This is a genomic window from Janibacter cremeus (assembly GCF_013409205.1).
Taxonomy (GTDB): Bacteria; Actinomycetota; Actinomycetes; order Actinomycetales; family Dermatophilaceae; genus Janibacter; species Janibacter cremeus.
The window spans coordinates 269,197-282,012 of sequence record NZ_JACCAE010000001.1 but is presented as its reverse complement, the minus strand read 5'-3'; the positions used below and the strand labels follow the sequence as shown (position 1 = coordinate 282,012).

11 protein-coding genes are annotated in these 12,816 nt (G+C 69.1%); 5 read left to right on the top strand and 6 right to left on the bottom strand.

All coding sequences use genetic code 11. From position 1 onward, the window contains the following. Positions 1-47 precede the first annotated feature (47 nt). The 3 genes from lhgO to BJY20_RS01335 all read right to left on the bottom strand — a co-directional run bounded on the left by lhgO (position 48) and on the right by BJY20_RS01335 (position 2,725). Complete coding sequence (gene lhgO, locus BJY20_RS01345) at positions 48-1,244, bottom strand: L-2-hydroxyglutarate oxidase (RefSeq protein ID WP_185989874.1); 1,197 nt, start codon at positions 1,242-1,244, stop codon at positions 48-50. Between the two features lie 113 nt (positions 1,245-1,357). Further along, a complete protein-coding gene (locus BJY20_RS01340; protein WP_246297080.1) occupies positions 1,358-1,993 on the bottom strand; it encodes a carboxymuconolactone decarboxylase family protein in 636 nt (211 codons plus the stop codon). A gap of 96 nt (positions 1,994-2,089) precedes the next feature. Continuing rightward, complete coding sequence (locus BJY20_RS01335) at positions 2,090-2,725, bottom strand: TetR/AcrR family transcriptional regulator C-terminal domain-containing protein (RefSeq protein ID WP_185989872.1); 636 nt, start codon at positions 2,723-2,725, stop codon at positions 2,090-2,092. 89 nt (positions 2,726-2,814) lie between these two features. Between BJY20_RS01335 and BJY20_RS01330 the strand changes: the two genes are divergently transcribed. Beyond that, positions 2,815-4,002: an acyl-CoA dehydrogenase family protein gene (locus BJY20_RS01330; protein ID WP_185989871.1), complete on the top strand. Its 1,188-nt coding sequence runs from the start codon at positions 2,815-2,817 to the stop codon at positions 4,000-4,002. 141 nt (positions 4,003-4,143) lie between these two features. Here BJY20_RS01330 and BJY20_RS15775 read toward each other — a convergent pair whose 3' ends face one another. Further along, positions 4,144-5,400, bottom strand: a complete 1,257-nt coding sequence (locus BJY20_RS15775; RefSeq protein WP_185989870.1) for an integrase catalytic domain-containing protein — start codon at positions 5,398-5,400, stop codon at positions 4,144-4,146. A gap of 268 nt (positions 5,401-5,668) precedes the next feature. Here BJY20_RS15775 and BJY20_RS15770 point away from each other — a divergent pair, with 268 nt between their 5' ends. Next, positions 5,669-7,423 carry a SpoIID/LytB domain-containing protein gene (locus tag BJY20_RS15770; RefSeq protein WP_185989869.1) on the top strand — a complete coding sequence of 585 codons (1,755 nt, stop codon included), beginning with the start codon at positions 5,669-5,671 and terminating at the stop codon, positions 7,421-7,423. 121 nt (positions 7,424-7,544) lie between these two features. On the opposite strand, the gene BJY20_RS01315 is transcribed toward BJY20_RS15770, so the two are convergent. Continuing rightward, the gene (locus BJY20_RS01315; protein ID WP_185989868.1) at positions 7,545-8,927 is read right to left on the bottom strand and encodes an NAD-dependent succinate-semialdehyde dehydrogenase; all 1,383 of its coding nucleotides are present in this window, start codon (positions 8,925-8,927) and stop codon (positions 7,545-7,547) included. A 271-nt stretch (positions 8,928-9,198) separates the two neighbouring features. Between BJY20_RS01315 and BJY20_RS01310 the strand changes: the two genes are divergently transcribed. Next, a complete protein-coding gene (locus BJY20_RS01310; protein WP_185989867.1) occupies positions 9,199-9,657 on the top strand; it encodes a MarR family winged helix-turn-helix transcriptional regulator in 459 nt (152 codons plus the stop codon). Between the two features lie 271 nt (positions 9,658-9,928). On the opposite strand, the gene glnA is transcribed toward BJY20_RS01310, so the two are convergent. After that, on the bottom strand, positions 9,929-11,353 hold the full coding sequence (gene glnA, locus BJY20_RS01305) for a type I glutamate--ammonia ligase (RefSeq protein WP_185989866.1): 1,425 nt from the start codon (positions 11,351-11,353) through the stop codon (positions 9,929-9,931). Positions 11,354-11,562: 209 nt separating this feature from the next. Here glnA and BJY20_RS01300 point away from each other — a divergent pair, with 209 nt between their 5' ends. Both BJY20_RS01300 and BJY20_RS01295 read left to right on the top strand, forming a co-directional pair. Further along, positions 11,563-11,970, top strand: a complete 408-nt coding sequence (locus tag BJY20_RS01300; protein WP_185989865.1) for an RDD family protein — start codon at positions 11,563-11,565, stop codon at positions 11,968-11,970. After that, entirely contained in the window at positions 11,970-12,764 is a 795-nt protein-coding gene (locus BJY20_RS01295) for an SGNH/GDSL hydrolase family protein (RefSeq protein WP_185989864.1), read from the top strand. The genes BJY20_RS01300 and BJY20_RS01295 overlap by 1 nt, the downstream gene beginning before the upstream one ends. The last annotated feature ends 52 nt before the right edge of the window (positions 12,765-12,816 follow it).

Sequence of the window (12,816 nt, the reverse complement as noted above, 5' to 3'; positions counted from 1 at the left end):
GGGGTCCCCTTCGCCCCGACGGGGTCGACCCCCGTCCCGGCTGGCCGTCAACCGCGCAGGAGGTCCACGACGTGCTCGGCGATCGCCAGGGACGACGTGGCTGCGGGGGAGGGTGCGTTGCGCAGGGCCAGCACCGGACCGTGACGGGTGATCCGGAAGTCGTCCACGAGGGCGCCGTCCACGCCCAGGGCCTGGGCGCGCACGCCGCGCGGCCCCGGGACCACGTCGTCGCTCGTCAGCTCGGGCACGTAACGGCGGGCCGCACCGACGAAGCGTTCCCTGCTGACGGACCCGAGCATCTCGCTCACCCCGGTACGCCAGTGGCGGGCCGCGAAGCGTCGGAACCCCGGCCACCCGATCACGTCCCGCAGGTCGGTCGCGGAGACGTGGGACCAGCCGTACCCCTCGCGGGCCAGGGCGAGGACGGCGTTCGGGCCGACCATCACCTCCCCGTCGACGCGGGGCGTCAGGTGCACCCCGAGGAAGGGGTAGCGCGGATCGGGGACGGGATAGACCAGGCCACGCACCAGGTCGCGACGCTCGGGGCGCAGCAGGTGGTACTCGCCGCGGAAGGGGACGATGCGCGGGTCCTCCTCGTCCCCGGCCAGGGCGGCGACCCGGTCGGCCTGCAGACCGGCGCAGAGCACGACCTGCTCGGCACGCACCGCCTGGCCCTCGGCCCCGGTCAGCACGGTCCGCTCCCCGTCGGGGCGGATACCGGTGACCTCGAAGGACGTGCGTATCCTCCCTCCCGCCGCGGTGACCTCCTGCGCCATCGCCCGGGTGACCGCCGCGTAGTCGACGATCGCGGTGTGGGGTGAGTGCAGGGCCGCCACGCCGGTGACGTGCGGTTCGATCTCGCGCAGCTCGTCCGGGCCGATCTCGCGCACACCGGGCACGCCGTTGGCGCGCGCCCGTTCGGTGATGTCGGACAGCCGGGTCCGCTCGTCCTCGTCGAGTGCCACCAGGACCTTGCCGCACTCGTCGTAGGCCAGCCCGTGCTCGGTACACAACTCCTGCAGCAGGTGGACCCCGCGGCGGCACAGCCGGGCCTTCAGCGACCCCGGCACGTAGTACAGGCCGGCGTGCACCACGCCGCTGTTGTGGCCCGTCTGGTGGGCGGCCAGGCGCGGCTCCTTCTCGAGCACGGTCACCTCGGCGTGCGGCTGCAGCTGCAGGATCCGCCGGGCGATGGCCACCCCGAGGATCCCGCCGCCGACGACGGCGTAGGTGGTGGGGCTCATGTCCTCTCCCTGTCAATGACGGTGGCACGGCCGACGGCAGGCGGAGCGGCACCTCGCCGCGGCGAGGGACATCCACGTCCCGCCGGTGGTCATGGTGACCTCCTTCGATCGGGTCAACCGGGTGTGGCGTCAGGGGGTCGCGATGGTGCGGGGACATCTCCCACGGCGAGCAGGCCCGCCAGGGTCTGGTAGTAGCCGACGAGGACCGTCAGCTCGGTGATCCCGGCATGTCCGAGATGCGAATGAGCGCTCGCGTGCACCGCATCGTCGACACCCCGTCCGGCGAGCAACGCCGTGGCCAGATCGAGGGCGGCGGCCTCCGCCGAGGAGAGCGAAGGGCGGATCTCGCCGCGAGCGAGTGCGTCCAGCTCGTCCTCGTCCACGCCGACCTCGAGCGCCACGCGGCTGTGTGCGTACCACTCGTAGTCACTGGACAGGATGGTCGCGACGGTGCAGACCACCAGCTCCCGCGTACGTGCGGGTAGGTGTCCCCCGAACCGCAACGAGGAGCCCAGGGACTGCAGTGCCTCGCCGATGGCGGGCGCATGGAGCATGGCGTTGAAGGGGCCGGCCAGGTGACCGTCGTCGTCGACGACGAGGAAGGGGCCGTCCGTGCGGGGAGGGCGGGTGATGGTGTCGTAGAGCGACTGCTGCGCGGCGTCGAGCTGCGTGGGGTCGAGCAGCGGGAAGCGGCCCCCCACGACGCGCCCACGGGCGGGGTCCTGATCGACGGGGTGTTGGTCAGACAAGGGTGCGACCTCCGTCGACATGGGGGATCTGCCCGGCGTGGACGCGAGGACAGGTCGTTCCCTGACGCCCGCGCGATCGTGGCCCCGTCACGTGGCTCACTCTAGGTGCCGCACGCCTGCGTGTCGGGCTGCCAGGCCGTCCAGCAGGCAGGCCAGACCGAGCTCGAAGCTCTCCGAGTCGATCTCCTCGGCGAGCTCGGGCAGGCGGTGCGCCTGTGCCAGTGCGGGATAGCGCTCGAGGTAGACCCGGGCGTCGTCGGCGAAGCCGCTGGCGAAGGGGGTCGACGCCGCCCCGACGACCAGGTACTTCACCGCGCCGGCGATCTCGGTCGCGTGGCGGGCCGGCCAGCCGGCTGACAGCAGGCCGGCGTGCACCTGCTCCGACATGGCCAGGAAGTCCTCGCGTCGGCCCGCTCCCGAGGCGACGAGCGGCACGGCGTTCGGGTGGGCAGCCAGCGAGGCACGGTAGGAGCGCGCCCAGGTCTCCACCCCCCTTCGCCACCGGCCATCGGCGAAGCCGCTCGTGTCGACCTGCCGGGTGAGCAGGTTGGCGACCGCGTCGAGGACCTCGTCGCGGTTGGCGTAGTGGCTGTAGAGGGAGGGAGCCTGCACACCGAGCGCGCGGGCGAGGCCACGCATGGAGAACCCCGCCAGGCCCTCGTCGTCGATGAGCCGGAGCGCGGCATCGCGGATGCGCTCCCGGCTGAGGATCGCAGTGGTGGGGCGAGCCACGGACCATCCCTTCGTTGCAGAACCTAACGGCATAAGGTTACCGTAGGTCGAAACCTTACGCTGTTCGCCCCATCCTCGGAGGAAACCTCATGAGCTCGACCCAGACTCCCACTGCACTGTTCGGGATCGACACGCTCCTGGGCGAGGAGGAGCGTGCCATGCAGCAGACCGTCGCCCGTTTCGCCGCCGACCGGCTCCGGCCCGACCTCGCCGCCTGGTACGAGGCGGGAGACCTGCCGGCACGGGAGCTGGCCAAGGAGCTCGGTGACCTGGGCGTGCTCGGGATGCACCTTCAGGGATATGGCTGCGCCGGGACGAGCGCCACGGCCTACGGTCTGGCGTGCCTGGAGCTGGAGGCGGCCGACTCCGGTCTGCGCAGCCTGGTGTCGGTGCAGGGGTCGCTGGCGATGTTCGCGATCCACCGCTGGGGCAGCGAAGAGCAGAAGCAGGAATGGCTGCCGCGGATGGCCGCGGGCGAGGCCATCGGGTGCTTCGGGCTGACCGAGCCGGACTTCGGCTCCGACCCGGGCGGGATGCGCACCCGAGCCCGCCGGGACGGGCAGGACTGGGTGCTCAACGGCACCAAGATGTGGATCACGAACGCCCCGATCGCCGACGTCGCCGTGGTCTGGGCCAACACCGACGAGGGGGAGGGCTCCCGCGGCGTGCGTGGGTTCCTCGTCCCCACCGACACCCCCGGTTTCTCCGCTCCCGAGATCGCCCAGAAGCTCTCCCTGCGCGCCTCGGTCACCGGTGAGATCGTGCTGGACGACGTGCGCCTGCCCGCCTCGGCGATGCTGCCCGAGGCGGCCGGCCTCTCCGGCCCGCTGTCCTGCCTCAACGAGGCCCGCTTCGGGATCATCTTCGGCGCGGTCGGCGCGGCCCGTGACTGCCTCGAGGTGGCCCTGTCCTACGTCGGCGACCGCGAGATCTTCGACAAGCCCCTGGCGGCGTACCAGCTCACCCAGGCCAAGCTGGCGGACATGAGTCTCGAGCTCGGCAAGGCGATGCTCCTGGCGATCCACCTCGGCCGCCTGAAGGACGCCGGGACGCTGCGGCCGGAGCAGGTCAGCCTGGGCAAGCTCAACAACGTGCGCGAGGCCATCGCCATCGCCCGCGAGTGCCGAACCCTGCTCGGCGCCAACGGGATCACCCTGGAGTACCCGGTGCTGCGCCACGCCAACAACCTCGAGTCCGTCCTGACCTACGAAGGCACCTCGGAGGTGCACCAGCTGACGATCGGCAAGGCGCTGACCGGGGTGGGAGCCTTCCGCTGAGGGTGGCGGCGTCTGGCCGCACCTGCTGAACCAGGCTGGATGTGCATCAAGGGCCTTGGGGGGCGTAGTGCCTCACGTCAAGATGCCCGCGAAAGTGGACCCGTGCCTCAGATAGGAATGCCCGCGAAGGAGGGGCCCGGGTCAGCTGGCTTGTACGCGGATGCCTCGACGGACGTCGGGTAGGGCTGAGGGGAAGCTGGCGAGGTAGAGCTGTTCGGTCTTGTCCTTGGCCAGCAGGACCAGTCGGTCTTGCAGGTCGCCGATCCGCCGGGCCAGGTCGGCGGGGTTGAGGATGTCGCGGTAGGCAGTCAGCTCGGCTTCCTGCGCGGGGGCCAGCACGCCTGCCGCCAGGAGCCGGTCGAAGGGCGTGCGCGGCTTGTCGTAGAGGCGGGTGCGCCGACCGTTGCGGTCGGTGCCGTACCCGACCGGCTTCTTCGTCGGGGTCAGGTAGTTCAGGCGGTCGTTGACCAGCGGCCACAGCCGGGCCAGGACGGCACGCTCTTCGGGAGTGTCGTAGCGATAGTAGAAGGCGTACTTGCGCACCAGATGGTTGTTCTTCGACTCGATGGTCGCCTGGTCGTTCTTCTTGTACGGACGCGAGCGGGTGAAGTAGATCCCCAGGTCGCCGGCCCAGGTGATCACGGGCTTGTTGAGGAACTCGCTGCCGTTGTCGAAGTCCAATCCCGTGACGGCGCAAGGGATTTCATTCACCGCAGCCTGCAACGCGGTCAGGATGTGGGTGTGCGCGTTGTTGCGGATGGTGCGGGTGAATACCCACCCGGTGTGCACGTCGGTCAGGTTCACCGTGCGCGCGAACTCGCCCTTCAGCGTCGGGCCGCAGTGCGCGACGGTGTCGCCCTCGAAGAACCCCGGCTCGTCCTCGACCTCATCCCCGGCCCTGCGGATCGTGATCGATGAGCGCAGCAACGGCGAGGGCTTGGTCGTCGATATCCCACCGACCGCGTCCTTGGCCCTGATCGGGGCCAGGTATCGATCGATCGACGCGGCGCTGATCTTCAGCAACTCAGCCCGCACCGCGGCGCTGTAGCGATCGACTCCTTCGACGAGTTCACCGTGGCGCTCCAGCGCGTCCAGATGCGCGCGCATCGAGACCACCAGGTACTTCCCGCACTGCCCGCCCGAGGCGGCCCACACTCGCTGCAGCACCTTGCGCGCGTCGTAGGAGAACTTCGGCGCCCGCGGCTTGCGTACCGACCTGGCCACCGCGTGACCGGCCCCGGGCGGGGTCGTGGCCGCCGCCACCAGACGTCGACGAGCGTTGTCGCGCGACCAGCCCGTCACCGAGACGACCTCATCGAGCATCAAGCCCTTATCGGTCTTGCTCGCCTTCGCGTACGCCTTGGCGTACTTGTTCGTCACGTCCGCACGAGAGGCCATCGAGAGCTCACTTCCCATGCCCCAACAGCATCCACCGATTTCGCGGGCATTTCTTCGTGAGGCACCGAGGGTGGTTCGCGGGCACTCTTCGTGAGTCTCGTCGGGGGGTAGCGGTCCGGGGAGGCTTGGGGGATGATTCCCCGTGCGGGGAGGAGGGCGCAGTCGCGCCCGCACCTGTTGTCGTGGTCTCCCTGCGGCAGCCGCCGGTGGCGGCATCTCGTTGTTGTCCCCTGCTGCGCTTGTGGCGCGAGAAGGTTGGTCCGTCGTGGTGGTGGTTCGGTCCGTGCGTGTTGCTGGTGTTGGTGCGCTGCTGTCGGGGATGGTGCTCGGTGGCGGGTCGCTCCCGGCACACGCCGCCCCGACCGCGTCGGAGCCATCTTGGGTCTTCTCCGGCTCGGGCTTCGGCCACGGGGTGGGGATGTCGCAGTACGGCGCGAAGGCGATGGCGGATGACGGCAAGAGTGCCGCGCAGATCCTGAAGTACTACTACCGGGGCATCTCGGTCGACCGAGTGCGCGACGACCAGATGGTCCACGTCAACGTCGCCTCGTCGCGTTCGTCGGTGACGCTGCGGAGCTCGGCGGAACGTTCCGGCGGCGGCGCGTTCACGGTCACGGTGGGTAGCAGGACACTGAAGGCGTCGAACAGGTCGAGCGTGAAGGTGGTGCGTTCCGGCTCGAAGGTGAAGGTGTCGCACACGCTCGGCAAGAAGACCGTGCATGCGACCGCCTCATCGGCGGAGGTGACCTTCGATGACGGGAAGACGCTGTTGTCGATCGACGGCAAGAAGTACCTGTCGGGGTCGGCGCGGGTGGTGCCCGCCTCCGGTGGAGGGGTGCACGCGGTGATGAAGGTGCGCCTGCACGACCAGTACCTGGACAACGTGGCTGAGATGCCGTGGTCGTGGCCGGCGGCGTCGCTGCAGGCGCAGGCGGCAGCAGCCCGTGGGTATGCGCTGCGCAAGGTCAACCGCGGCATCCGCTCCGCCTGTGAGTGCCACGTCCACGACAGCACCAGCGACCAGGTGTTCGGCACGTACCCGGGCGCGGGTGCGTACGGGTGGGACCGATGGAAGGCTGCGGTGCGGTCCGGCGGTACGAGCACCACGGGGATGGTGCCGCGGTACCGGGGTGACCTGATCGACGCTGTCTACTCCTCCAGCAGCGGCGGCCGGACGCAGGCCAACGAGGACGTGTTCGGTGGCCGGCCCCTGCCGTACCTGCGCTCGGTCAACGACCCGTACTCGCTGCGAGCGGAGAACCCGCGCAGGTCGTGGAGGACGACTGTCCCGGAGGCGAAGGTCGCTTCGGCATTCGGACTGCCGGACGTCGTGGCCGTGGAGATCACCCGCCGTACCACCGGTGGTGGCGTCGCTGAGGTGGTCGCCACGTCCGCCAAGGGCAAGCAGGCGTCGATGACGGGCGAGCAGATGCGACGTGGGCTCGGCCTGTCGAGCTCGTACGTGGTCTCCCCGATCAAGGGGCCGGGGCCGTTCCCGGATGTGACTCAGGCGACGACCGACTTCACCAGGGCCATCGCCTGGCTCAAGAGCGAGGGGATCACGACGGGGTACGCCGACGGGACCTTCGGCCCGAAGCACAACATCTCGCGTGAGGCCATGGCGGCGTTCCTCTACCGGGCGGCGGGCAGGCCCGCCGTGAAGAGTGCGCCCGACTTCACGGATGTCGACTCGTCGAGCAAGTTCGCCAAGGAGATTGCCTGGCTGCAGGATGAGCGGATCACCACGGGCTTTGCCGACGGCACGTTCGGTCCCACGAAGAGGATCACCCGGGAGGCGATGGCGGCCTTCATGACGAGGTTCCTCCTCGAGGGGAGGGTGCCCGACGCCACCGCCCCCTACGAGTTCAGTGACGTCGCCGGGACCCAGTTCGAGGACCACATCGCCTGGATCGCGGATCAGGGCCTGACCACGGGCCACGCCGACGGGACGTTCCGCCCGAAGAGCAAGATCACCCGCGAGGCGATGGCGGCGTTCCTGTACCGCTCGCGCAACATGCTGTAGTGGACCGGCCCCGAGTCGGTCCACGAGCGGACTTCCTCAGCCAGCGGTGATCAGATGTCAACGCACGACGAAGGGCGGGACCCCCGTGAGGGGAGTCCCGCCCTTCGCTCGCGGTCGTCCTCTACTTCTTGACGTTCGAGGTGCGGCGCAGGCGGGTGTTGACGAACTCGCCCATGCCCCAGCGGCCGAGCTCGCGGCCGAAGCCGGAGCGCTTGACCCCGCCGAAGGGCAACCCGGGCAGGGTCGTGCCGTGCTCGTTGATGTAGGCCATCCCGACCTCGAGCTGGTCGGCGACCTGCTGGGCGCGGGAGATGTCCGAGCCCCACACCGAACCGGACAGGCCGAAGCTGACGTCGTTGGCGAGGGTGACCGCCTCATCGGGCGAGTCGACGCCGTAGACGACGGCGACGGGGCCGAAGATCTCCTCGCTGTAGGCGTCCATGTCCTTGGTGACGCCGGTCAGCACCGCCGGGCGCATGAAGGCGCCGTTGCCGTCGATCGCGTCGCCCCCGGTGTGCAGTGTCGCGCCCTGCTCGACGGCGCGCTGGACCTGTTCCACGACGGTGTCGCGGGCCGTGACCGAGGACAGCGGTCCCACCGTCGTCTCCGGGTCGGTGGGATCCCCGATGTGCGCGGACTCGAACGCATCGACGATCGTGGAGACGAAGTCGTCGACGTGATCATTCGGGACGATCATGCGCTTGGGCGAGTTGCATGCCTGCCCGGTGTTCGACAGTCGGGCGGTCGCGGCGATCTTGGCGGTGGTCTGGACATCGCCGTCGTCGAGCACGATCAGCGCATCCGAACCACCCAGCTCGAGGACGGCCTTCTTCAGGTTCCTGCCGGCCGTCTCGGCGACGGAGGATCCCGCGCGCTCGCTTCCGGTCAGGGAGATGCCCTGCACCCGGGGGTCGGCGATCATCTGCGCGATCTGGTCGTTGGTCGCGAAGACGTTGATGTAGGCGTCCTGGGGGACCCCGGCCTCGTGGACGATCTCAGCCATGACCTCGGCAGAGGCCGCGCAGATCGGGGCGTGCTTGAGGACGATGGTGTTTCCGGCCATGAGGTTCGGGCCCACGAACCGGGCAACCTGGTAGTACGGGTAGTTCCACGGCATCACCCCGACGAGCGGGCCGATCGGTGCGGTCTCGACGAGCGACTCTTCGGAGCCCTGCGGATCGAGAACCTCGTCGGCGAGCAGGGCCGGGCCGTTGTCCGCGTACCAGCGGTAGATCGCTCCGGCGAGGTCTACCTCGCCCTGCGCCTCGGCCAGGGGCTTGCCCATCTCGGTGGAGATCACGGTGGCGAGCTCGTCCCGACGCGCGTCGTAGGCATCCGCGACGCGGGTCAGCAGCTGCGCGCGCTCGGTGGCCGAGGTGGTCCGCCACGAGGCGAACGCGTCGGTCGCTCGGGCGAGGATCTGGGGGACTTCGGCGTCGGTCAGCTCGTCGAACTTGCGCTCGGTCTCACCGGTGGTCGGGTTTGCTGTCATGTATGCGGACATGTGTGGTGCCTTTCCTTGGACGGCATGGGTGTGATCCTCATGCCAGGGCTCCGCGGCGAGCCGTCGATCGGCCGTCGTAGGGAGTCACGCCCTCGGCGAGAGGGCTTGTGCGCCCTCGTGGTGTTCAGCTGCGCTCGCAGCCTCTGGGCGCGGGGCGTCGAATGATTCGGTCCTCAACACTGTCTGGTCAACTCAACGATTCCGTCGAGTACATCTCGACTCTATCGTGCACGATCAGATACGCCAAGATTTAAACCGGTACGCTGTCTCCATGAGATCCACTCCCGCCCTTGATCTCGAGCTTGACCACCAGCTCTGCTTCGCCCTGTATGACGCCAGCCGGGCGGTGATCAGGGCGTACGGGCCGTTGCTGAGCGACCTGGGTCTGACCTACCCGCAATACATCACGATGCTGGTGCTGTGGGAGGCGCCCGATGCCGTGCCGGTCGGGTCGATCGGGGCTCGCCTGCACCTCAGTTCGAGCACCCTGACCCCGCTCCTGAAGCGACTGGAGAGCCTTGACCTCGTGAAGCGCGATCGCGACCCGGACGACGAGCGGCGCGTCCTCGTCTCGTTGACCACCGCGGGTGTGCAGATGCGTGATCGTGCCTCGACGATCCCGTGTCAGATCGCGCCACAACTGGGCCTGGACCTTGCCGAGGAGGAGCGACTTCGTGACACCCTGCACCAGGTCACCCGCGCTCTCGACGGCAACCTTCCGCCTGTCTGACCCCGCCGGTCGCTCCGGTTGCTCGGCTGCGGGGAGGGTGGGTTGCCTGCGGTGATCTGACGCCGACGCACGACGAAGGGCGGGCCCCCTCTGGGAGTCCCGCCCTTCGTGGCTTCGAGACGGTCGCTGCGCGACCTCCTCAGCCACCGTTGACCAGGTGCCGCTCGGCTCAGATGTCACTGCGTTGTTGTTCGACATTTGATCCGGGCTCCGCTCCGGCCGGGCGCACTGCTCGTCCCTCACAGCACGCCCGACCTCCGCTACACGCGGATCAAATATCGAAGTACATCTCGAACTCGTGCGGGTGGGGGCGGATCTGCAGCGGGAGGACCTCGTTCTCGCGCTTCCACGCGATCCAGGTCTCGATCAGGTCGGCGGTGAAGACGTCACCCTCGAGCAGGAACTCGTGGTCGGCCTCCAGCGCCTTGAGCACCTCGGGCAGGGTCGTGGGGACCTGCTCGATGGCCTCGTGCTCGTCCGGCGGCAGCTCGTAGAGGTCCTTGTCGATCGGCTCCGGGGGCTCGATGCGGTTCTTGATGCCGTCGAGCCCGGCCATCAGCTGTGCGGCGAAGCACAGGTACGGGTTGCTCGAGGGGTCCGGGATGCGGAACTCCACGCGCTTGGCCTTGGGGGAGTTGCCCGCGATCGGGATGCGGATGCACGCGGAGCGGTTGCGCGCCGAGTACACGAGGTTGATCGGGGCCTCGTAGCCCGGCACGAGCCGGCGGTAGCTGTTGGCCGTCGGGTTGGTGAAGGCGAGCAGCGCGGGGGCGTGCTTGAGCAGGCCACCGATGTACCAACGGGCGATGTCGGACAGGCCGCCGTATCCCTTCTCGTCGTAGAAGAGCGGCTCGCCGTCCTTCCACAGGCTCTGGTGGGTGTGCATGCCCGAGCCGTTGTCGCCGTAGATCGGCTTGGGCATGAAGGTTGCGGTCCGACCGTCGTCCCACGCGGTGCTCTTGACGACGTACTTGAACTTCATGATGTCGTCGCCGGACTGCTGCAGGGTGTTGAACGTGTAGTTGATCTCCTGCTGGCCGGCGGTGCCGACCTCGTGGTGGCTGCGTTCGACCTGCAGGCCGACGTCCTTGAGGTTGAGGCAGATCTTGTCGCGCAGGTCGGCGAAGTGGTCGACCGGCGGGACGGGGAAGTACCCACCCTTGAAGGCCGTCTTGTAGCCCTGGTTGCCGCCCTCCTCCTTGCGGCCGGTGTTCCACGCCGCCTCGATCGAGTCGAGGAAGTAGTAGCTGCCCTGCGGCTGGGTGTCGAAGCGCACGTCGTCGAAGACGTAGAACTCCGCCTCGGCGCCGAAGAAGGCCGTGTCGGCGATGCCCGTGGACTTCAGGTACGCCTCCGCCTTCGCCGCGACGTTGCGCGGGTCGCGGCTGTACTGCTCCCCGGTGAAGGGATCGACGATGGAGAAGTTGAGGACGAGCGTCTTCTCCGCCCGGAAGGGGTCGACGAAGGCCGTCCCGATGTCCGGCACGAGCTTCATGTCGGACTCGTGGATGGCCTGGAAGCCGCGGATCGAGGACCCGTCGAACATCTGGCCTTCGATGAAGAAGTCCTCGTCGACGGTCTCGGCGGGCACGTTGAAGTGCTGCATGATGCCCGGCAGGTCACAGAATCGGATGTCGATGAACTTGACGTCCTCGGCCTTGATGAAGTCAAGAACCTCGTCAGGGGAGCTGAACAAACTTTCCTCCTGGGTGGGGCGGCAGCCCACGGTGACCTGCCGCAACTGGTGTCGGCCATGACACTAACCACGGCTGGTTTCCCGACCATGACCCAGATGTTTCACCGGTGTTACGCGCGTCCGGCGTCACGTCTGCTGCGTCACAACACTACCGAGTGGACGCCCCGGGCGGTGGGAGCGACCACGATCGGGACACATAGGCTGCTCGGGTGAGCAGCACAGGGCACCATCGCGGACCGACCTCGGGCGAAGGGGGAAGTCGCGCCTCCTTCGGGCGTCGCCTCATCGCCCTGATCATCGACTGGGCCGCCTGCCTGCTCATCACCAACGGGCTGATCAGCCAGCTCGTCGACCTCAGCCCGGCCGCTTTCTCCTTCCTCCCGCTCGGGCTGCTCTTCCTCGTCCACCTCGTCGGTGTCACCCTCGGCGGGGCCTCCTTCGGGCACCGACTCCTGGGGCTGCAGGTGGTGCCGATGCACGGGGAGTGGGTCACCCCCCTTCGCTCGGCCGTGCGCGCCGCCCTGCTGTGCCTGGTGATCCCGCCGATCCTCGTGCTGTCCGAGGACGGCCGGGGCCTGCACGACCGAGTTGCCGGTACCCGGATCGTCCACGTCTGATGAGTGCCGTGCGGACCCTGCGTTATGTCGCGATCGGCGACTCCCTCTCCGAGGGCGTGGGCGACCTCCCGTGGCCGGACGGCACCCCGCGTGGGTGGGCCGACCGCCTCGCGCAGGTGCTGGCCGACCACCACGGTGGGCTCGACTACGCCAATCTCGCCATCCGCGGGCACCGGACCGTGGAGGTCCTCGCGACCCAGGCGCAGCCCGCCCTCGCCCTCGACCCGGACATCGTCACCCTCACCGCGGGGATGAACGACATCCTGCGTCCGCGGCTGGACGTGGCGGCGCTGCGGCAACGGCTGGTGGACATCGTCGCCCCCTTCACCGCGAAGGGGGTCCGCGTCGCCGTCGTCCCGATCCCCGATCTTCGTGGTGTCACTCCGGCCGGACGGCTGCTGCAACGGCGACGTCTGCTGCTCAACGAGCTCTACGACGGCTTGGCGCAGGAGCACGAGATGATCCCGCCGACGGTGACGACCGGCACGGTCTTCGAGGACCGACGCGCCTGGGCCGAGGACCGCCTGCACCTCTCCGAGCTCGGCCACACCCGCCTGGCGGTCGCCGCGGCCGAGCTGATGGGGGTGCCGGCGACGACCGACTGGGCCGGCCTGCCCGACGGGCCTCCGCCGCGGCGGACCGTGCGCACCGAGGTGGCCTGGACCAGGGAGTACGTGTGGCCCTGGACGTGGCGGCGTCTGCGGGGGCGCTCCACGGGGGACGGGCGCACGGCCAAGCATCCCGATCTCGTGCGTCAACGCAGCCGCGGCCCGGGCCGCATGGTGGAGTCATGACCGAAGCACCGGCACGCGCGGCCACGGGGCGCAGCTGACTCTCGGCGAGGGT